This window comes from Bradyrhizobium semiaridum (assembly GCF_020329505.1).
Taxonomy (GTDB): Bacteria; Pseudomonadota; Alphaproteobacteria; order Rhizobiales; family Xanthobacteraceae; genus Bradyrhizobium; species Bradyrhizobium semiaridum.
Genome location: NZ_JAGKJJ010000011.1, coordinates 84,523 through 102,764, shown reverse-complemented (window position 1 = coordinate 102,764; position 18,242 = coordinate 84,523). Strand labels below are relative to the sequence as shown.

General features: G+C 65.1%; 17 protein-coding genes. 6 read left to right on the top strand and 11 right to left on the bottom strand.

The features are described 5' to 3' along the window. Nucleotides 1–56 precede the first annotated feature (56 nt). The 4 genes from tcuB to J6500_RS15560 form a co-directional block, all read right to left on the bottom strand. Nucleotides 57–1,163 carry a tricarballylate utilization 4Fe-4S protein TcuB gene (gene tcuB / locus J6500_RS15575; protein ID WP_225713580.1) on the bottom strand — a complete coding sequence of 369 codons (1,107 nt, stop codon included), beginning with the start codon at nucleotides 1,161–1,163 and terminating at the stop codon, nucleotides 57–59. Continuing rightward, nucleotides 1,150–2,550 (bottom strand): FAD-dependent tricarballylate dehydrogenase TcuA, encoded by a 1,401-nt coding sequence (gene tcuA / locus J6500_RS15570; protein WP_225713579.1) that lies wholly within the window; start codon nucleotides 2,548–2,550, stop codon nucleotides 1,150–1,152. The genes tcuB and tcuA overlap by 14 nt, the downstream gene beginning before the upstream one ends. Before the next feature lie 79 nt (nucleotides 2,551–2,629). Continuing rightward, nucleotides 2,630–3,940 (bottom strand): MFS transporter, encoded by a 1,311-nt coding sequence (locus J6500_RS15565; RefSeq protein WP_225713578.1) that lies wholly within the window; start codon nucleotides 3,938–3,940, stop codon nucleotides 2,630–2,632. Between the two features lie 183 nt (nucleotides 3,941–4,123). Next, nucleotides 4,124–5,023 (bottom strand): transcriptional regulator GcvA, encoded by a 900-nt coding sequence (locus J6500_RS15560; protein ID WP_225713577.1) that lies wholly within the window; start codon nucleotides 5,021–5,023, stop codon nucleotides 4,124–4,126. A gap of 117 nt (nucleotides 5,024–5,140) precedes the next feature. Here J6500_RS15560 and J6500_RS15555 point away from each other — a divergent pair, with 117 nt between their 5' ends. Together J6500_RS15555 and J6500_RS15550 are read left to right on the top strand one after the other, a co-directional pair. Beyond that, nucleotides 5,141–5,344 (top strand): DUF1127 domain-containing protein, encoded by a 204-nt coding sequence (locus J6500_RS15555; RefSeq protein WP_225713576.1) that lies wholly within the window; start codon nucleotides 5,141–5,143, stop codon nucleotides 5,342–5,344. A 69-nt stretch (nucleotides 5,345–5,413) separates the two neighbouring features. Beyond that, complete coding sequence (locus J6500_RS15550; protein ID WP_225713575.1) at nucleotides 5,414–6,037, top strand: GNAT family N-acetyltransferase; 624 nt, start codon at nucleotides 5,414–5,416, stop codon at nucleotides 6,035–6,037. Nucleotides 6,038–6,217: 180 nt separating this feature from the next. Here J6500_RS15550 and J6500_RS15545 read toward each other — a convergent pair whose 3' ends face one another. Both J6500_RS15545 and J6500_RS15540 read right to left on the bottom strand, forming a co-directional pair. Continuing rightward, nucleotides 6,218–7,048 carry an enoyl-CoA hydratase gene (locus J6500_RS15545; protein WP_225713574.1) on the bottom strand — a complete coding sequence of 277 codons (831 nt, stop codon included), beginning with the start codon at nucleotides 7,046–7,048 and terminating at the stop codon, nucleotides 6,218–6,220. A gap of 93 nt (nucleotides 7,049–7,141) precedes the next feature. Beyond that, a complete protein-coding gene (locus J6500_RS15540) occupies nucleotides 7,142–7,843 on the bottom strand; it encodes an SDR family NAD(P)-dependent oxidoreductase (RefSeq protein ID WP_225713573.1) in 702 nt (233 codons plus the stop codon). A gap of 71 nt (nucleotides 7,844–7,914) precedes the next feature. On the opposite strand from J6500_RS15540, the gene J6500_RS15535 reads away from it, so the two are divergent. Together J6500_RS15535 and J6500_RS15530 are read left to right on the top strand one after the other, a co-directional pair. Then, nucleotides 7,915–9,693: an acyl-CoA dehydrogenase family protein gene (locus J6500_RS15535; RefSeq protein WP_225713572.1), complete on the top strand. Its 1,779-nt coding sequence runs from the start codon at nucleotides 7,915–7,917 to the stop codon at nucleotides 9,691–9,693. Between the two features lie 189 nt (nucleotides 9,694–9,882). Beyond that, nucleotides 9,883–10,971, top strand: a complete 1,089-nt coding sequence (locus tag J6500_RS15530; protein ID WP_225713571.1) for a Zn-dependent alcohol dehydrogenase — start codon at nucleotides 9,883–9,885, stop codon at nucleotides 10,969–10,971. A gap of 221 nt (nucleotides 10,972–11,192) precedes the next feature. Here J6500_RS15530 and J6500_RS15525 read toward each other — a convergent pair whose 3' ends face one another. From J6500_RS15525 to J6500_RS15510, 4 genes are all read right to left on the bottom strand, one after another. Further along, complete coding sequence (locus tag J6500_RS15525) at nucleotides 11,193–11,546, bottom strand: nuclear transport factor 2 family protein (protein ID WP_225713570.1); 354 nt, start codon at nucleotides 11,544–11,546, stop codon at nucleotides 11,193–11,195. A 119-nt stretch (nucleotides 11,547–11,665) separates the two neighbouring features. Then, entirely contained in the window at nucleotides 11,666–13,138 is a 1,473-nt protein-coding gene (locus J6500_RS15520; protein WP_225713569.1) for an amidase, read from the bottom strand. 291 nt (nucleotides 13,139–13,429) lie between these two features. Then, nucleotides 13,430–14,401 carry an iron exporter MbfA gene (mbfA, locus tag J6500_RS15515; RefSeq protein WP_225713568.1) on the bottom strand — a complete coding sequence of 324 codons (972 nt, stop codon included), beginning with the start codon at nucleotides 14,399–14,401 and terminating at the stop codon, nucleotides 13,430–13,432. Nucleotides 14,402–14,461: 60 nt separating this feature from the next. Continuing rightward, nucleotides 14,462–15,613, bottom strand: a complete 1,152-nt coding sequence (locus tag J6500_RS15510) for an alpha/beta hydrolase (RefSeq protein WP_225713567.1) — start codon at nucleotides 15,611–15,613, stop codon at nucleotides 14,462–14,464. A gap of 194 nt (nucleotides 15,614–15,807) precedes the next feature. Here J6500_RS15510 and J6500_RS15505 point away from each other — a divergent pair, with 194 nt between their 5' ends. Both J6500_RS15505 and J6500_RS15500 read left to right on the top strand, forming a co-directional pair. Further along, a complete protein-coding gene (locus tag J6500_RS15505; protein WP_225713566.1) occupies nucleotides 15,808–16,278 on the top strand; it encodes a hypothetical protein in 471 nt (156 codons plus the stop codon). Nucleotides 16,279–16,372: 94 nt separating this feature from the next. Beyond that, nucleotides 16,373–16,642 carry a hypothetical protein gene (locus J6500_RS15500; RefSeq protein ID WP_225713565.1) on the top strand — a complete coding sequence of 90 codons (270 nt, stop codon included), beginning with the start codon at nucleotides 16,373–16,375 and terminating at the stop codon, nucleotides 16,640–16,642. A gap of 50 nt (nucleotides 16,643–16,692) precedes the next feature. Here J6500_RS15500 and J6500_RS15495 read toward each other — a convergent pair whose 3' ends face one another. Next, the gene (locus tag J6500_RS15495; RefSeq protein ID WP_225713564.1) at nucleotides 16,693–18,237 is read right to left on the bottom strand and encodes an acyl-CoA synthetase; all 1,545 of its coding nucleotides are present in this window, start codon (nucleotides 18,235–18,237) and stop codon (nucleotides 16,693–16,695) included. Nucleotides 18,238–18,242: the final 5 nt, after the last annotated feature.

Sequence of the window (18,242 nt, the reverse complement as noted above, 5' to 3'; positions counted from 1 at the left end):
GGCTCAATGGATTGCGGGCTCGATGCTCCGCATCGCCCCGGAATGACGACCGATAACTAATCACCCAGCATCATCTGCCGTTCCCGCGCGTAGCGCACCAGCGCGACGAAGCGGTAGATGCCGTGGACGAATTTTCCGTAGGGCATCGTGATGAACAGCGCGAACACCACGCCGAGATGCAACGCCAGCAGCGGGCCCATCGCAGCGGTCTCGCGCCATAGCAGGAGCGCGAGGCCGGTCACGCTGGTGAGGAACAACATCAAAATGAAAGCGGTGTCCATGCCCATACGCTGCTCGTCGACCAGCACGCGGGCGCGCGTCCATTTCGCCGTCAGCAGCCCGACCGGGCCGATCACGAGGCCGATGCCGCCAAGCGTGCCGAGCACGACCGGCAAATCCCACCACGCATAGGGTGCCTCGCGCGCCAGTAGGTAATGATACAGCGTGCCCACCCAGGTTGCAGCGAAGCACAGTGAGAAGCCGTAGAAGGTGAAGTGGTGATACAGCTTGCGGCGGTCGGTCGGGCGGTCGTCCTCATTGAAGCAGCCGACGCCGCCGCCGTCGAGATAACGCAGCTCGCCGGCGTCCCGGATTGCCCGCAGCAGCGCCTTCGCATCCATCCTCATCCCGACCGGCTCGCCGATATCGCGCCAGAACGCACGCACGCCCATCACCAGGGCGAGGATGGCGTAAAGCAACGCGGCGCTGAACAGCAGTGCCATCGCATTGTGCGGCATCAATTTGTAGAACGCACCTGCGCCGGTGTGGATGCCGGTGAGCACGCCACGGTCGTTGATCGCGGCGAAGCCAAAGATGAAGCCGGCGACGCTGAGCGCCGCGACCAGGCTGATGACGAGGCCGTTGCGCGCGAACGCGCCCGAGAAGGTCCTCGGCCAGGTATAGGCCGCGTAGGATTCGGCACGCGCCACCGCGAGCGTCTTCGGCACATTGACGTTGAACTCATGCGGCGGCGAAAACTGGCAGTCGGTGTAGCAGGCGCCGCAGGAATGGCAGAGATTGGCGAGATAGTTGAGGTCGCCGTCGGAGAAGGCGCGGCGCATCTCCATCGCCGGAAACACCGCGCACAAGCCTTCGCAATAGCGGCAGGAGTTGCACACCGTCATCAGACGGTCGGCCTCGTCGAGGATTCTAGTTCCGTGCATTCTTTGCCGCTTCCCGTCCTGCCACGCGGCCGAACACGCTGCCGATGGTCATGCCCATGCCGGCCGCGTAGCCCTTGCCCAGCACGTTGCCGGCCATGATCTCGCCGGCGGCGAACATGTTGGCGGAGGGCTTGCCGTCCTGCATCAGCATCCGCGCCTGCTTGTTCACGCGGGCGCCGAGATAGGTGAAGGTGATGCCGGGCCGTACCGGATAGGCGAGATAGGGCGGCGTCTCGATCCTGCGCGCCCAATGCGTCTTCGGCGGACTGATGCCTTCGGTCCGGCAGTCGTCGAGGATGGTGTGGTCGAAGGTGCCCGGCTGCACCGCGGCGTTGAATTCGGTGATGGTCTTTTCCAGCGCGGCCGGATCGAGCTCGAGCTTGCCGGCCAACTCGGCGATGGTCGCGCCGGCGATCGGCGGAAACAGCGTCGGCATGAAGCTGGTGACGACGGTGGAATCGAAGATGATGTAGGCGATCTGGTCCGGCTGCGCTGCGACTAGGCGGCCCCAGATCGCGTAGCGCTTCGGCCAGATATCCTCGCCCTCGTCGTAGAACCGCTCGGCATGCCTGTTGACGACAATGCCGAATACGACCGAGTCGTGGCGGGTGATGATGCCGCCGTCGAATTTCGGCGCCCGGGCGTCGATGGCCACCGCATGGCATTGCGTGGGATCGCCGATCTCCTGCACGCCCTTGGCCAGCAGCATCTTCAGGATGGCGCCCCGGTTAAAGGGCGTACCGCGGATCAGGAAATTGTCGGCGGCTTCGCCCCAATATTGCTTCAGCCATTCGATGTTGGCCTCGAAGCCGCCCGCGGCCGCGACCAGCGTCGAGGCGCGCACCTCGGTCTTGCCGCCGACCGGCTGCTTCAGCTGCGCCGAGAGGAACATGCCGTCCTCGATGTTGAGGTCGATCACCTCGGCATCGTAGAGGATGTCGACGCCGAGCTCCTCGGCGGTGCGATACAGCGCGTTCAGCATCGCGCGGCCGCCGCCGAGAAAGAACGAGTTGGTGCGGCCGAGGCTGAGCGTGCCGCCGAGCGAAGGCTGCCAGCGCACGCCCTGTTCGACGATCCAGTTCAGGATGTCCTTGGACTCGTGGATCATGAAGCGGGCCAGTTCCTCGTCGGTCTGGCCGCCGGTCACCAGCAACAGATCGTTCCAGAATTCCTCCTCGGTGTAGGGGCCGGTGAGGATCTCGGTCGCCGCATCGTGGGCGCAGCGCATGTTGCGCGTGTGGCGGGTGTTGCCGCCGCGGTAGAACTTGGGCGCGCCTTCCAGCACCAGCACCGATGCGCCGGCGCGCCGCGCGCTGATCGCAGCGCAAAGGGCGGCATTGCCGCCCCCGATCACCAGCACGTCGAACCTGCGCGTCAGATCAACCATGCGCTCTTGTTATCGTTGTTGGCATGGAAAGCAACATGCCGGGGCAGGCGGTCGGCCTGCCCCGATTGCATGCGCAACGTCACGCGGCAACGGTCTCGCGCTGTTCGACGGTCTGCCCGCCGCGATAGACGATCAGCGCGGCGACGATGCCGAGCACCGCGGCGCACATCAGCCAATAGCCGGGCGAGGCCTTGTCGCCGGTATGGTCGATCAGCCAGGTCGACGCGAACGGCGTGAATGTGCCGAACAGTCCGGCGGCGAGCGCAAAGGCCAGCGAGAAGCAGGTGGTCCGGACATGCGCCGGCACGATCTCGACCAGCGAGCCAAGCATGGTGCCGCTGTAGACGCCGAAATAGAACGAGAACATCATCTCGACGGCCAACATCTTGCCGAAGGTCGGATTGGTAACGAGCCAGTGCAGCGCCGGATAGGCGGTGACGAAGGACAGGCCCGCGATCGCCAGCAGCACCGGCTTGCGGCCGAGCCGGTCGGAGAGCGCACCGCCGACCGGATTCCAGATGAAGTTGGTCACCGCGACCAGCAGCGTCACCAGCAGCGCGTCCTGCGTCGACAGCTTCAGGACGGTCTTGCCGAAGGTCGGGGTGTAGACGGTGACGAAGTAGAACGTGGTGGTGGTCAGCACCGCGATCATCATGCCGAGCACGACGATGCGCCAGTTCTCGCGCGCCGAGGCAAATACCTCGAGCGTGGTCGGATGCTTCTTCATCGCGAGGAATTCCGGCGTCTCCTCCAGCGTCCGGCGCAGGAAGAAGATCACCGGGATGATCAGGCACCCGACGAAGAACGGGATGCGCCAGCCCCAGGCGGTCACGGTGGCGGCCGGCATGCTCCCGCTGAGGACATAGCCGAGGATCGAGGCCACGAAGATCGCGACCTGCTGGCTCGCCGACTGGAACGAGGTGTAGAAGCCGCGATTGCCCGGTGTGGCGATCTCGGCGAGATAGACCGAGACGCCGCCGAGCTCGACGCCGGCCGAGAAGCCTTGCAGCAGGCGGGCCAGCAGCACGATGATCGGGGCGGCAATGCCGATCGTCGCATAGGTGGGACAGATCGCGATCACGACGGTGCCGACCGCCATGATGGCCAGTGTCACGATCAGGCCCTTGCGGCGACCGATCTTGTCGATGTAGGCGCCGAGCACGATGGCGCCGACCGGGCGCATCAGGGCGCCAAGCCAGAATACGCCGAACGCGTTGAGCAATGCCGCGGTCTCGTTCTCCGACGGGAAGAACGCCTTGGCGATCAGCGGCGCATAGAAGCCGAACAGGAAGAAGTCGAATTGCTCGAGGAAATTGCCGCTGGTCGCGCGCAGGATGGCGCCGAGGCGGGACTTGATTTGCGGTGTTGGCGATGAACTCGGCTGCGGCATAACGTCCCTTCCTCCCCGGAGCGCAAAAGGCCGGCGCAGATAGTTTCGCCAGCCAAGGCAGTTACCCCTGCCTTCTGCGACAATTTGGCACGCCTGCCCGGCGCCACCAACCCCGAAACCGGGCAGATGCCATCGGAAAAAGGGATGGCTGGGGGAATCTCCGCCGGCCGCGTGCGCGCCGGGTCAGGACGGCGCATGGGCCGAGGCGCGGAGCCAGCTCCGGAATGCGGCCAGCTTGTGGGAATCTGCCCGCCCCTGGGGAGACACTAGGTAGAAGCCGGCATCTGCGGGTAGTGCGATCTTGAAGGGAACCACGAGGCGGCCCTTGGTGATGTCGTCCCGCACATAGGAGGTACGGCCCATCGCGATCCCGATCCCGTCAATGGCGGCCTGGATGGTCACGAACAGCAGGTCGAACGTCACGCCCGGTTGCCTCGAAATGTCGGCCGGCAGCCCCGCTGCGGTCAGCCACAGCCGCCAGTCGTCGCTGTTGGCGTTGCTGGTGTGCAGCAGCGTATGATCCCTGAGGTCTTCGGGAGCATTCAGTGGCTTGGCTCCCTGCAGCAGCGACGGGCTGCACACCGGGAACAACTCGTCCGCCATCAGCCAGTCCGCACGCAGCCCGGCCCACTGGCCGCGGCCGTAGCGGATCGCCGCATCGACCTTGTCGCGCTGGAAGTCGACCAGATTGGTCGAGGTGGTGATGCGAACGTCTATGCCGGGATGCGCCTCCTGGAACGCCGAGAGCCGCGGCAGCAGCCATTTGGCGGCGAGTGAGGCCAGCGTGGAAACGGTCAGCACGTGATCGTCGTCCCGGCGCAGCAGGCGGTCGGTCGCCAACCGCAAGTCGTTGAAGGCGGCGCGCACACCGGGGAGGTATTCGGCGGCTTCCGGGGTCAGGCTCAGCGAGCGGTTCTGGCGAACGAATAGGCGCACGCCGAGCTCCTCCTCGAGCCGGCGGATCTGATGGCTGATCGCGGTCTGCGTCACGTTCAGTTCGGACGCCGCCAGCGTAAAACTCATGTGCCGCGCGGCGGCCTCGAAGGCCCGCAATCCATTCAGCGATGGCAGTCGGCCGGTCATCTCCGGAGGGCTCCCAATTCATGACTTTAATTCATGCGAAACGGTACAAAGTGTCGTTTGTAGAAAGCTCTAGCCGGGCAGATATTAGCGACAACAGGTTACCGATAGGAGCCGTAAATGTCCATTTTCACCCATGAATCGATGACAAATCATCATGCCCCTGGATTGCTGAACCAGGTCGGCGAGACCCTTCACGTCTGGTGGCAGCGGTACGAGCGCCGCCGCGAGCTGTCGCAGTGGTCGGATCGTGATCTGCACGACATCGGCGTGTCCCGGAGCGACGTGGCTTTCGAAACCGAAAAGCCGTTCTGGCGGGCCTGACAGGCCGCGACTGCCGGCGCCGCCTCCGGAGAGGGGCGCCGGCCAATACTTCCCCCCGAGGAGCGGGTCATGGCTGCGCTGCATCTCGACGATCTCAAGCAATATTCTGACGTGCTGCGCGCCAAGGACGGCAGCGAGATCAAGGTGCGCTTTGTCGAGCCGCGCGACCGCGAGGAACTGCAGAACTACATCCGCTCGCTCTCCGCTGGGTCCCGTTACAACCGCTTCCTGGGCGCGCTGAGCGAGCTGCCGAAGTCGGAGCTCGAGCGCTTCATCCATGTCGGCGAGGCTGACCGGTTCACGGTGGTCGCGACGATCATGGTCGACGGCTTCGAGACCATCGTCGGCGAAGCCCGCTATGCCTTCCAGGCCGATACGTCGAGCGTCGAGTTCGGCCTGTCGATTTCCGACCGGTGGCAGGGCTTTGGCATCGGCAAGGCGCTGTTGAAGAACCTCGAATGCCGTGCGGCGTCCTTTGGAGCCGAGCGCATCTTCGGCGACACGTTGCGTTCCAACGCGACGATGATCGGCCTCGCCCGCAAGTCCGACTACGCCTTCACGAACAGCCCCGGCGATTGGAAGCTGGTGCGTTTCGAGAAACAGATCCACGTCGAACCGCAAGACATTCCCTGTGCCAGCTGGCGGCTCGCCGCCATCTCCCGCACTGCCGCGATGTCCTCGCTTGCGGTTTGACAAACTAAGCCCGGTTCTGGCCCCTCCAGAACCGGGCTCTTTTCTTTTGGCCTAAACTTCGGCCCGTTGCCCATCTACAGAACGTCATGCCCGGGCTCGACCCGCGCATTCATCGGGCAAGAATTCCTTTGCGATGGATTGCCGGTCAAGCTCGGCAATGACGATTGTATGTGCGGAGGCTCAACTGCCCCGAAACACCGGCTTGCGCTTGTCGATGAACGCTTGCACCGCTTCCTTGTGATCGGCGGTCGTGGTCAGCCGGACCAGCCGTTCGGCCTCGTGGTCGCGCGCGGTGGCGAAGTCGAACTGCAGGGCTTCGTCGAGATTGTCCTTCATGTAGCGCAGCGCTAGCGTCGGACCTTCGGCGATCGATTTCGCCAACGCAAACGCCTCGTTCTGCAGCGCCTCGTCCGGCACCACGCGGTTGACGAGGCCGATCTGCTCGCACCTCGCAGCATCGACCTTCTCCGAGGTGAACATCAATTCGCGGGCGCGCGAAGTGCCGACCAAGCGCGTCAAGAGCCAGGCGATCCCGTAATCGCCGCTGAGCGCCACGCGCAAATAGCCGGTCGAGACGAAGGCGGATTGCGCCGCGATCCGGATGTCGCAGGCCATCGCGATCGCGAGCCCGGCGCCGACCGCAGGGCCGGGCAGTGCGGCGATGGTCGGCTTGCGCACCGAGGCGAGCGCGCCGGTGAGCAGGCGCTGGCGCTCCTGCAAATCGGCGACCTTGTCCTCGTAGGACATCTCCAGCTTCTTCGGGTCGCGGTGCGCGCCCATGCCCTTGACGTTGCCGCCGGCGCAGAACGCCTTGCCGGCGCCGGTGAGCAGCAGCACGCCGACCTCCGGATTCTCGCCGCAGGTCCGGATCATCGTGCGCAGCGCCGGCGTCAGCGTATCCGACAGCGAGTTGCGGGCGTCGGGCCGGTTCAGCGTGATGATCGCAACGCGGTCGCGGATCACGCAGAGCAGTTCGTCGGTGCCTGTCTCGATCTTGATTTCGCTGGTCATGTTTCCTCCCGGGGTCAATTCCTGCCCTCATTGCAATGACGAACGTGGTCTCCTTCCGCGTAAACCTACGCTTTATGGATGATCCTCGTCATCTCAAAACTTCTCCACCCAGGGCCGCAGTTCCAGCTCCCAGGTCCAGGCGCTGCGCGGCTGCTGCAGCACGTTCCAGTAGCTCAGCGCGATCGCGTCGGGATCGAGCATCGAGTCCGGACGGTCGGCGGGCTCGGTGCGCGCGGCGCTGCGGATGCCGCCGTCGATCACGAAATGCGCGACATGAATGCCCTGCGGTGACAATTCGCGCGCCATGCTCTGCGCAAGCCCGCGCAACGCGAACTTGCCCATCGCGAAGGGCGCCGATTGCGCATAGCCTTTGACGCTGGCGGACGCACCGGTAAACAGGATCGCGCCCTTCTTGTTCGGCACCATGCGCTTGGCCGCCTCCTGCGCCACCAGGAAGCCGCCGAACGCCGACACCGCGATCGCGCGCTCGACCTCCGATGGCACCAGCTCGACGAACGGTCCACGCGAGCGGCCGCTGGCGTTGTAGACCACGAGATCGGGCGTTCCGATCTCACGCTCGACGAGGCCGAACAGCCGCTCGACGTCTTCGGCCTTGGTGGCATCGCAGGCATAGGCGCGCGCACCGGTCTCGGTGCAGAGCGCGCCGAGCTTCTCGATGCTGCGCGCGGCCAGCGCCACGCGAATTCCCTCCCGCGAAAATAGCCGCGCCAGCGAGGCGCTGAGGCCTTCGCCGGCGCCGACGATCAGGGCGATCTTGTATTTTGGGATGTCCATTGGGCTTTCCTTTGCGCTGCCGGGGGAGGATAGTCTTGCCTGAAGACATGAGGAACGCAGCCGGGAATTCAATGCAGCCGCTCAAGCAAGATTTTCCATCTTCGGCCAGCCAGCCGGGATTGTTGGCCCCCGACACGACGGGAATGAACTTCTATCGGGCCGATCCGGCGCTGACGGATTTGCTCAAGCTGCACCTGCCCGACGCCCTGTTCCGCCATATCGAGCCGCATCTCGACCGCCTCGGAGGCCTCGCCGGCGGCTATCTCGACGAATGCGCGCGGCTCGCCGACCGCCACACGCCGGTGCTGCATGCGCGCGACAAGTTCGGCCGCGACGTCCAGCACATCGAATATCACCCGGCCTATCGGGAGATCGAGAAGATCGCGTTCGGCGAGTTCGGCATTCACGCGCTGTCGCTCCGCAAGGGTATCATGGGCTGGCCCGACAAATATCCCGTGGTCGCAAAACATGCCTTCACGTTCCTGTTCAACCAGACCGAATTCGGTATGGGCTGCCCGATCAACGTCACCGACGGTTGCGCCAAGCTGCTGGCGAATTTCGGCAGCGAAGCTTTGAAGGCGAAATATCTCGACGGCCTGACCCAGATCGACATGAGCAAGCTGACTCAGGGCGGCCAGTTCATGACCGAGAAGGAAGGCGGGTCCGATGTCGGCACGCTGACGACGCGCGCGGTGCAGGAGGGCGACCACTGGCGGCTCTATGGCGAGAAATGGTTCTGCTCGAACGCCGATGCCAAGGTGGTGATGCTGCTGGCGCGGCCCGAGGGCGCGGGGCCGGGCACGCGCGGCGTCGGCCTGTTCCTGATGCCGCGTTTCCTCGACGACGGATCGCAGAACCATTACCGGATCGTGCGGCTGAAGGACAAGCTCGGCACCCGCTCGATGGCCTCGGGCGAGATCAAGTTCGACGGCGCGATCGCCTATGCGGTCGGCAAGCTCGACCGCGGCTTTGTGCAAATGGCCGAGATGGTGAACTCCTCACGGCTCAGCAACGGCGTGAAGTCCACCGCGCTGATGCGCCGCGCCTGGCACGATGCGATCACGGTCGCGCGAAACCGCGTCGTGTTCGGCCAGCGCATTATCGACCTGCCGCTGGCGCGGCGCCAATTGATGAAGATCCTGCTGCCGACCGAGCAGGCGCTGTCGATGAGTTTTCTTACAGCCGACGCGCTCGACCGCGCCGAGGCCGGTAGCCAGGATGCAGCCGCGCTGCTCCGCATCCTGACCCCGACCCTGAAATTCCGCGCCACCCGCGATGCCCGCAAGGTCTGCGGCGATGCGATGGAGATGCGCGGCGGCATCGGCTACATCGAGGAATTCGTCACGCCGCGCCTGTTGCGCGACGCGCATCTCGGCTCGATCTGGGAAGGCACCGGCAACATCGTGGCGATCGACGCGCTGAAGCGCGCGGTCGGCCGCCATGGCGCCGACACTGCGCTCGCTGCCGACCTGCATGCGCGGCTCGACGACAGCCCGAATGTGCCGCAGGCCTGGCGCAATCGCCTGCGCGATCTCAGCGACCGCGCGGTCGGTTTTGCGCGCGAAGTCGCCGGCCGCATCGACAATGAGGGCGATGCGCGCCGCGCCACCAGCCTGCTCTATCATGTCGCCAGCGCGGTGGCGCTGGCCTGGGAAGGCGGCCGCATCCACGAGATGCGCGGCGATGCGCGCCGGCTGCTGCTGTCGCGGATGGTGATCGACCACCGCGTGACGCCGGGCGATCCGTTCCGGCTCACGGAAAATACCCTTCAGCGCACGATGACCGAGCACCTGCTGGGCGATCGCGCCATCGGCATGGCCGAGGTTGGCGAATTGCTCGTCGCAGCGTAGGCTCATTCGTGCTGCTTGCGCATTCTTACCTCTCCATTGGAGCGGTCGGATCGCGCCAGCGATCCGCGTGAGGGGGCACGCTCTATCGAGAGACCTGAGCCCCTCACCCGGATCGCATCTTCGATGCGCTCCACCTCTCCCTACGGGAGAGGTGGAGAGCGTGCAAAACAATAAACATGAGGAAACCCGATGAAGGCCGCCGTCCTGCATGAAGTCAACAAGCCGCTGGTGATCGAGGATGTCAGCCTGCCCAATCCGGGGCCGCGCGAGGTCCTGATCCGCACCGCGGTCGCGGGCCTCTGCCATTCCGACCTGCACTTCATGGAAGGCCTGTATCCGCATCCGCTGCCCGCGGTGCTCGGCCATGAATCGGCCGGCGTCGTCGAGAAGGTCGGCTCCGACGTCAACTATGTGAAGCCCGGCGATCACGTCGTGACGTGCCTGTCAGTGTTCTGCGGCACCTGCGACAATTGCACCACCGGCCGCACCGTGCTGTGCACGGACACCACGGTGAAGATGCTGCCCGGCGCCTCCAACCGGTTGTCTTGGAACAGGCCGGAGAAGCTCAACCAGTTCCTCAACCTGTCGTCGTTCGCCGAGCAGATGCTGGTGCACGAGAACGCCATCGTGAAGATCAAGAAGGAGATGCCGCTCGATCTCGCCGCGCTGATCGGCTGCGGCGTCATCACCGGCTATGGCGCCGTGGTCAACACCGCGAAGGTGACCGCCGGCGAGACCGTGGCAGTGATCGGCTGCGGCGGCGTGGGCATGGCCGCGATCAACGGCGCGCAGATCGCCGGCGCCGGCCGCATCATCGCGATCGACACCAACCCGGCCAAGCTGCAGCTGGCGACGAAACTCGGCGCCACCGACATCGTCGATCCTGCCCGCGGCGACGTCGTGCAGCAGGTGCGCGAGCTGACCGGCGGCGGTGTGCAGCATTCCTTCGAGGTGCTCGGCCGCAAGGACACCGCCGAACAGGCGTTCGGCATGCTGGCGCCCGGCGGCACCGCGACCATCGTCGGCATGATCCCGTTCGGCCAGAAGATCGAGCTGCACGGGTTCGACTTCCTGCGCGAGCGCCGCATCCAGGGCTCGTCGATGGGCTCCAACCACTTCCGGGTCGACATGCCGCGCCTCGTCGACTTTTACATGCGCGGCAAGCTGCATCTGGAGGACTGGATCTCGGCCAAGCTGAAGCTGTCAGAGATCAACGAAGGTTTTGCCAATATGAAGGCCGGCAAGACGCTGCGCAGCGTAATCATGTTTGACAGCTGATCTTCTTCGACCTCTCCCCGCCCTTTGCGGGGAGAGGTCGGATCGCATCGCAAGATGCGATCCGGGTGAGGGGCCGGACACGACTCTGACAACGTCGAAAGCCTTTCCGACTCCGGATTCGCAGATTGTTGCGATCGCCGCGTCCAGTATGCCTTGCCCCTCGGCCGCCTGCGCTTCGCTCCGGCTTCACCTCTCCCCGCGAAGAGCGGGGAGAGGTGAAGTCACCGCGACACGTGCGCCGACACCGCCAGCCACTTGCCGTTCTGCCTCGACCAGCAATCGGTGTAGCGGCCGTGCGCGGGCTCGCCGTCCGCGTTGGTGTAGCTGGTGCGGGCATGGATGATGGCGAAGTCGCCGAGGATGCGGATCTTGACGTCCTCGGCCTTGAGGCCCTTGATCTTCACCGGGATCGCGGTCTGCTTCAGGAACCCGGCGCGGTCGACCAGGCTCTTGTCGGGATTGCTGCAATAGAAGTCCTGCGCCAGGATTTCGTCGAAACGCTTGACGTCGCAGTTCTGCACGGAATCGACGTAGTCCTTGTTGAGTTTTGCCAGTTCCTCGAGATCGCTGCTCATTCTTCCTCCCATCTCACCCTCGTCATTGCGAGGAGCAAAGCGACGAAGCAGTCCATGCCTCCGCGCAAGTGGATATATGGATTGCTTCGCTTCGCTCGCAATGACGGTAATGCCCTCACTCAATCATCAAACATCGTCGGCGGCACGAAGCCGCCGAACTCGCGCTCGATCAGCTCGGCGAGCTTGAGCGGCGTGCGGTCCTCGAGCCAGGGACCGACGATCTGCACGCCGACCGGCAGTCCGTCGGGTGCAAAGCCGGTCGGAATCGCGGTGGATGGCAGGCCGGGCAGGGTGGCGATGCCGGGCCAAGCGAGCTGGTCGGTGTAGACGCGCGGTTCGCCGTCGATCAGGACGCGGCGCTGCTCCTGGTCGGGCGCATGATCGTGCGGATAGGCCGGCGTCGGCATGATCGGGCAGATCACCGCGTCGAACGCCTTGAACAGCTCGCGCCACTCTGCGCGCAGCCGGGCGCGAGCGCCCGTCGCGTGCACCCAGTCGCGATGGCTAAGCGCGATGCCGCGCAGCCGCTCGGCCTGCAGGCTGGTATCGCTGGCCGGCAGTGCGGCCGCCGCTGCGCAGGCGCCGGAATAGATTTCGGGCGGAAAGGTCGCGCCGAGGAACGACAGCAGCATCCGCATATAGAGCCGCGACGACGCCGCGAAGTCCGGCAGCAGCGGGCTGGACCGCGAGACCTTGGCGCCGGCCTTGTCGAGGTTGCTGGCAAGCTTGTCGATGCTGCCGCGAACCGCCTTGTCGGTCGGCAGCACGGGATCGGTGTCGATGACGAGGATGCGGAAATCCTTCAGGCTCGCGTGCCGCGCCGCCGGCAGGTCGAGCTTGTAGGCTATGCCCGCCTCCAGCGGATCGGGACCGGCCATCACGTCGAGCAGGAGCGAGAGGTCGGCCGCGCCGCGCGCCATCGGGCCGATCACCGCGAGGTCGCGCTCATAGGTCAGCGGCGCCAGCGGCGGCGCGGTGTGGCCGCGCGAGGCGAGCAGGTTGAAGGTCGGCTTGTGCGCATAGATGCCGCAGTGAAACGCCGGCACGCGCAGCGAGCCGCCGATATCGGAGCCAAGCGACAGCGCGCCATAGCCCGCGGCCAGCGCCGCCGACGAACCGCCGGAGGAGCCGCCCGGCGTACGGCCGAGATCGTAGGGATTGTTGGTGGTGCCGTAGATCTCGTTGTAGCTCTGCCAGTCCGCGAGGCCGACTGGCACGTTGGTCTTGCCGAGAATCACGCCGCCGGCGTCCTTCACCCGCGTGATCGGCAGCGCGTCCTCGGACGGCACAAAATCCTTGTGCGGCAGGAAACCCCAGGTCGTCGGCAGCTCCGCGACGTTGTAGGACTCCTTCACCGTCATGGGGATGCCGAGCAGCGGCCTGTGCTCGCCGCGCGCGATCGCGGCATCGGCGGCGCGGGCAGCAGTGAGGCCGCGCTCGAAATCGCGTACACAGATCGCGTTGACCTTGCCGTCGTGCCGCTCGATGCGGCCGATCGCATCCTCCGCGAGTTCGACCGCCGAAACCTGCTTGTTGCGCAGCGCCGCCGACAGTTCGACGGCGGTCTTGAAACTCCATTGCGATTTGGCCACGGCGTGCTCCCGGTTTGTTGTTGGCATCGATGATGCGCAGTTTGTCCACGGCCCGCAAGCGCTGGGGCCGTCGTGGGTGTAGCCGCAACGCGGAAGCTGCGTTTGACCGGAATTGATTTGTGCGATCAGGAGCGCGTTCACCTCGCCCGCTTGCGGGGAGAGGCCGGATCACATGGAGCGAAGCGGAATGTGATCCGGGTGAGGGGGACTCACCGCGTATTGCGCTGGTTGAAAAAGCCCCTCACCCCGACCCTCTCCCGTAAGAACGGGGAGAGGGAGAAGTGTCGACTTCTACGCCGCGCCGATCAAAATTCCCACTGCGAGCACGATCGCGCCGCCGAGCACGATCTGGAACACCGCCTGCAGGAACGGCGTGTCCATGTAGCGGGCGCGGATGAAGGCGATCGCCCACAATTCGAAGAACACCACAATGCCGGCGATCGCGGTCGCGATCCAGAACGCGTTCGGCCATGCATCCGGCACGAGATAGGGAAGGGTATGGCCCAAACCGCCGAGCGTCGTCATCAGTCCGCAGGTCAGGCCGCGAAGCCAGGGCGAGCCGCGACCGGTCAGCGAGCCGTCGTCGGACAAAGCTTCCGCAAAGCCCATGCTGATGCCGGCGCCGATCGAGGCGGCGAGCCCGACCACGAAGGTCTGCCAGTTGTTATGCGTGGCGAAGGCCGCAGCGAACAGCGGCGCCAGGGTCGAGACCGAGCCGTCCATCAATCCCGCAAGGCCCGGCTGCACATATTGCAGGACGAACATTCGCCGCCGCGTGCGGTCTTCCTCGGCGCGGACGTTGGGCTGGAGGATCTCGTCGGTCAATTTCACCGCGAGGTTCTCGTGATGCTTCTCCTCCTCGGCGAGGTCGCCCAGCAGCCGGCGTACGCCGACGTCCTCGGCCTTCTCGGCGGCCTTGGCGTAGAAGCGCTCGGCTTCCAGCTCCATGGTCTCGACTTCCTTGCGGATGGTGTCGAGCGGCAGGTTCTTGGTCAGCCAGATCGGGCGGCGGCGAAGAAAGCCCTTGACGTCCTCGCGCCGGATCGGCGGCAGATTGGGGCCGAAGCGCTGCTCGTAGAGCTCGAGCAGCCGGTGGCGGTGGCCACGCTCCTCCTCGGCCATCTCCTCGAAGATCTTTGCGGTATCGGGATAGCGCTCCGTGAGATCCTCAGCGAAGCTCATGTAGATGCGGCTATCCTCCTCCTCGGAGGCGATCGCGACCGCCAGCACCTCGCGCTCGGTTAGATCGGCGAAATTCTTCACGGCGGCGCCTGTCTCCATAGTTTAGAATAATTCTAAACTATAGCGCAGGCGCTGGCCGGGTCAATTCGCCTGCGCTTCACGCAGGAATTCGAGCAGGAGGCGGCTGACCTCGGCGGGCTGCTCCTGCTGCACCCAATGGCCGGCACTCTCGATCAGATGGCAGCCGATCATTTTCGTGCAGGCCTTGCCCTGCATCGCCTCGAACACGCCGGGCCGCTGGTAGGTGCCCCAATCCTGCTTGCCGGAGATGAAGGCGGAGGGCTGGTCGATGGTGCGGCCGCCCCAGGTCTGCAATTCCGGCGTGAAAATGCCGGACGTGCCGCAGCGATACCATTGCAGCCCGCCCTGGAAACCCGTGCGCCCGTACTCGGCGCTGTAATAGGAAAGCTCATGCTCCGGCAGCCATGTGTTGGCGGCGATCGCCTCGCGCGAGGGCATCTCTTCGGCGACGGTCGCCGCCATGTCCTTGGCGAGATCCATGATGTAGTAGGTCGGCAGCTTGGCCAGCTCGCCGGCCGACCATGATTGGAGCGGATACGGCTTGTTGTCTTTCCAGTCCGCGCTCTTGTGATGGTAGTAGGCGCGCAAGAAATCGTGCACGCCCTGCGGCGCGCGATGCATGTCGGCATTGGCCGGTCGCGTCGAATAGTACCATTGGTAATGCTTGCGCGGCCGCGGCAGCGCCGCCAGCTCGCGGTGCACGGGATCTTCGGTTGTGGGCTTCGCCCGTTCATTCGCGGTGTTGAACGGCAGCGATGGCGGTCCCGCGAACGGCGCGCTCATCATCACGACGGCGCGGAACACGTCGGGCCGGATTGTCGCGCACCACGCCGCGACCGACGAGCCGGCATCATGCCCGATCACCCCATCGACATGCCGGTAGCCGAACGCCGCCACCAGCCCGAGCGCATCGCGCACCATGTTGGGCAGGCGGAACGGCGTGAGATCGCCGTCATAGTCGGCGCTCCAGCCGGTGGTGCGGCCATAGCCGCGCTGGTCCGGCGCGATCACGTGATAGCCGGCAGCGGCCAGCGCCGGCATGACCTTGCGCCAGGAGAACGCCAGCTCGGGAAATCCGTGCAGCAGCAACAGGCAGGGCCGCCCCGGCGTCTCGAAGCCGGCCTCCAGCACGTGCATGCGAAGGCCGTTGATCCCGTCGACATAGCGCGAGCGGATGGTGGAGGGGAGCGGAACGTCGGGGAGCGTTTGCATTGGACAAATCACCTGGTTCAACATCACCACGGGTGCAGTGCGTTCGATGGCGCGCCGGCCGTCACCCGATGAACCGATGCGGGCCTTGTCGCGACGGACAAACCGGAGAGCGTTCGAGGTCGAACGATAGCAACTTTGTTCATGGGATGCATTGCCGCATGCGCTGCACAGGGATCGCGAAATTGCCAGGCTGGATGTCCCGTCTTGCGGTCATGATCGCGGCGGCAATGCTGCTGCTCGGGTCGGCCGCCCAAGCGACCGACATGAAGCAGCTCACCGGCAAGTTGCCGCGCGCCTATATCGGCGAATTTCGGTGGGATGGCGACACGACCGTGCAGAACGTCGTGATCACCTTCGACAAGATCCGCGCGCTGAACGGACGGAATGTGGAGGCGCTCGGCTGCGGCTCGTATGAGGTCGGCCGCCGCGTGACCAAGATCAAGGTGCAGATGTTCGTGCGGCTGTCCGATCTCACGGTCGAGATCCTCGAGCAGGCACCGGAGGGCAACAGCACGTTCGAGACCGGCGGCAGCCATCGCGGCACGCTGTCGGACGATCTTCAGCGCATCGATGCGCAATGGACCACGACGACCTCCGGCCAGCGGGGACAGCTGCATCTGCGCGCGGCGTCGTCGGCCCTGTGCGAGCCTGTCGCCTCGCTCTAGCCGCCTTTGCCGGCGAGAGTTGCCCGACGACGGGAACCGTTGGCGACCAGTCGAGGTTAGAGTTCACCATGGCGATCGAGAAGGATATCCCCGCATGCGCGCCCGAGCATTGATCCTGAGCGTCCTGCTGTGCACGTCCGGCGTCTCAGTTGCGGCCGATGCGGCCTCGGCGGCAGAACTGGCGGTCCCTCGCGCGCATCGCGCGGGGGCAGCACCCGCCTACAGGACGGGATACGTGTTCTGGGACGACGTCTATCCGCCGGCACTCTATGGCCCCTATCTGCGGTCGGTGGATGAAGTCGCCGCGCTGAAGGCCCAGCGCCGGCCGGCGCCGTCGCTCTGGGCGTGGGGCTGGTATCAGTAACGCTTGCAATCTGTAAGTCGGGCAAAGCGTAGCGTGTCCACCCTACGAGATTACGCCTTCACCGCCGGCTTCGGCCAATACCGCTCGCGCAAATGGCGCTTCACCAGCTTGCCGGTCGGCGTCCGCGGCAGCTCGGCCTCGAAGTCGATGCTCTTTGGGCATTTGATCGGCGACAGATGTTGTCTGCAGAACGCGATCAGCTCGGCCTCGAGCTCCTTGCCGGCTCTGGTCATGTCGTGCGGCTGCACCACCGCCTTGACCTCTTCGCCCATCTCCTCGTTCGGTACGCCGAACACCGCGACGTCGGAGACCGCGGGATGCGTGATCAGCACGTCCTCGGTCTCCTGCGGATAGATGTTCACGCCGCCGGAGATGATCATGTAGCTCTTGCGGTCGGTGAGGTAGAGGAAGCCTTCCTCATCCAGGTAACCGACGTCGCCGAGCGTCGACCAGCCCCTGGCGTTATAGGCCTTCTTCGTCTTCTCGGGATCGTTGTGATAGCTGAACGCAGGGGCGTCCGCGAAATAGACCTGGCCGATCTGGCCGACCGGCGTCTCCTCGTCGTTCTCGTCGAGAATCTTGACCTTGCCGACCACGGCGCGGCCGACCGTGCCGCGATGCGTGAGCCATTGCTGCGAGGTCGAGACCGTGACGCCGTTGCCCTCGGAGCCGGCGTAATACTCGATCAGGATCGGTCCCCACCAGTCGATCATCTTGGCCTTGACGTCGACCGGGCAGGGCGCCGCGGCGTGGATTGCGCCCTTCAGCGAGGAGACGTCGTAGCGGCCGCGCACCTCGTCGGGCAGCTTCAGCATGCGCACGAACATGGTCGGCACCAGCTGCGAATGCGTCACCTTGCGCTGCTCAACCTGCTTGAGGAACTCCTCGGCGTCGAAATGCTCCATGATGATCGAAGTGCCGCCGAGCACCGTCGCCATCATGTTGAAGCGTAAGGGAGCCGCGTGATAGAGCGGCGCCGGTGACAGATAGACCGTGTCGGCATCCATGCCGCACATGTCGGCGGTGAGCACGCGCAGGAACGGGTTCGGCACGTCGATCCGGTTGCCCTCGAACTGCTTCTTGATCCCCTTTGGCCGGCCGGTGGTGCCGGAGGAGTAGAGCATGTCGTAGCCGGCGACCTCGTCGGCGATCGGCGTCGTCGGCTGCGCGCCGGCTTCCTTGTCGTAGGAGCGGAAGCCGGGCGCGGGCTCGTCCATCATGTAGAACAGGGGTTCGCCGGGCTCGCCCTTGATCAGGCCCTTCACCTTGTCGGCGCAGTGCGGCGTGGTGATGAACACCTTCGCGCCGCAGTCCTTGATGATGTAGGCGATCTCGTCCTCAGTCAGGTAGCGGCTGATCGCGGTGTAGTACAGCCCCGAGCGCTGCGCCGCCCAGCAGATCTCCATGAAGGCGAGCCGGTTTTCCATCAGCAGCGCGATGTGGTCGCCGGCCTTCAGGCCGAGCGAGCGGAACAGATGCGCGCCCTGGTTCGAGAGCTCGTCAAGCTCACGATAGGTGATGGCCTTGCCGGTGCCCGCCATCTGGTAGGCGATCTTGTCCGGCGTGGTGCGGGCATGGATGGAAGGATGGGTCATCGGGC

What these genes read in the sequence shown, in the direction of transcription:
- J6500_RS15545 (WP_225713574.1), bottom strand. Translation starts at nt 7,048, where the DNA reads ATGACCAGCGAAATCAAGATCGAGACAGGCACCGACGAACTGCTCTGC.
- tcuA (WP_225713579.1), bottom strand. Translation starts at nt 2,550, where the DNA reads ATGGTTGATCTGACGCGCAGGTTCGACGTGCTGGTGATCGGGGGCGGC.
- J6500_RS15565 (WP_225713578.1), bottom strand. Translation starts at nt 3,940, where the DNA reads ATGCCGCAGCCGAGTTCATCGCCAACACCGCAAATCAAGTCCCGCCTC.
- tcuB (WP_225713580.1), bottom strand. Translation starts at nt 1,163, where the DNA reads ATGCACGGAACTAGAATCCTCGACGAGGCCGACCGTCTGATGACGGTG.
- J6500_RS15540 (WP_225713573.1), bottom strand. Translation starts at nt 7,843, where the DNA reads ATGGACATCCCAAAATACAAGATCGCCCTGATCGTCGGCGCCGGCGAA.
- J6500_RS15555 (WP_225713576.1), top strand. Translation starts at nt 5,141, where the DNA reads ATGTCCATTTTCACCCATGAATCGATGACAAATCATCATGCCCCTGGA.
- J6500_RS15550 (WP_225713575.1), top strand. Translation starts at nt 5,414, where the DNA reads ATGGCTGCGCTGCATCTCGACGATCTCAAGCAATATTCTGACGTGCTG.
- J6500_RS15495 (WP_225713564.1), bottom strand. Translation starts at nt 18,237, where the DNA reads ATGACCCATCCTTCCATCCATGCCCGCACCACGCCGGACAAGATCGCC.
- J6500_RS15500 (WP_225713565.1), top strand. Translation starts at nt 16,373, where the DNA reads ATGCGCGCCCGAGCATTGATCCTGAGCGTCCTGCTGTGCACGTCCGGC.
- J6500_RS15560 (WP_225713577.1), bottom strand. Translation starts at nt 5,023, where the DNA reads ATGACCGGCCGACTGCCATCGCTGAATGGATTGCGGGCCTTCGAGGCC.
- J6500_RS15510 (WP_225713567.1), bottom strand. Translation starts at nt 15,613, where the DNA reads ATGCAAACGCTCCCCGACGTTCCGCTCCCCTCCACCATCCGCTCGCGC.
- J6500_RS15505 (WP_225713566.1), top strand. Translation starts at nt 15,808, where the DNA reads ATGTCCCGTCTTGCGGTCATGATCGCGGCGGCAATGCTGCTGCTCGGG.
- J6500_RS15525 (WP_225713570.1), bottom strand. Translation starts at nt 11,546, where the DNA reads ATGAGCAGCGATCTCGAGGAACTGGCAAAACTCAACAAGGACTACGTC.
- J6500_RS15535 (WP_225713572.1), top strand. Translation starts at nt 7,915, where the DNA reads ATGCAGCCGCTCAAGCAAGATTTTCCATCTTCGGCCAGCCAGCCGGGA.
- J6500_RS15530 (WP_225713571.1), top strand. Translation starts at nt 9,883, where the DNA reads ATGAAGGCCGCCGTCCTGCATGAAGTCAACAAGCCGCTGGTGATCGAG.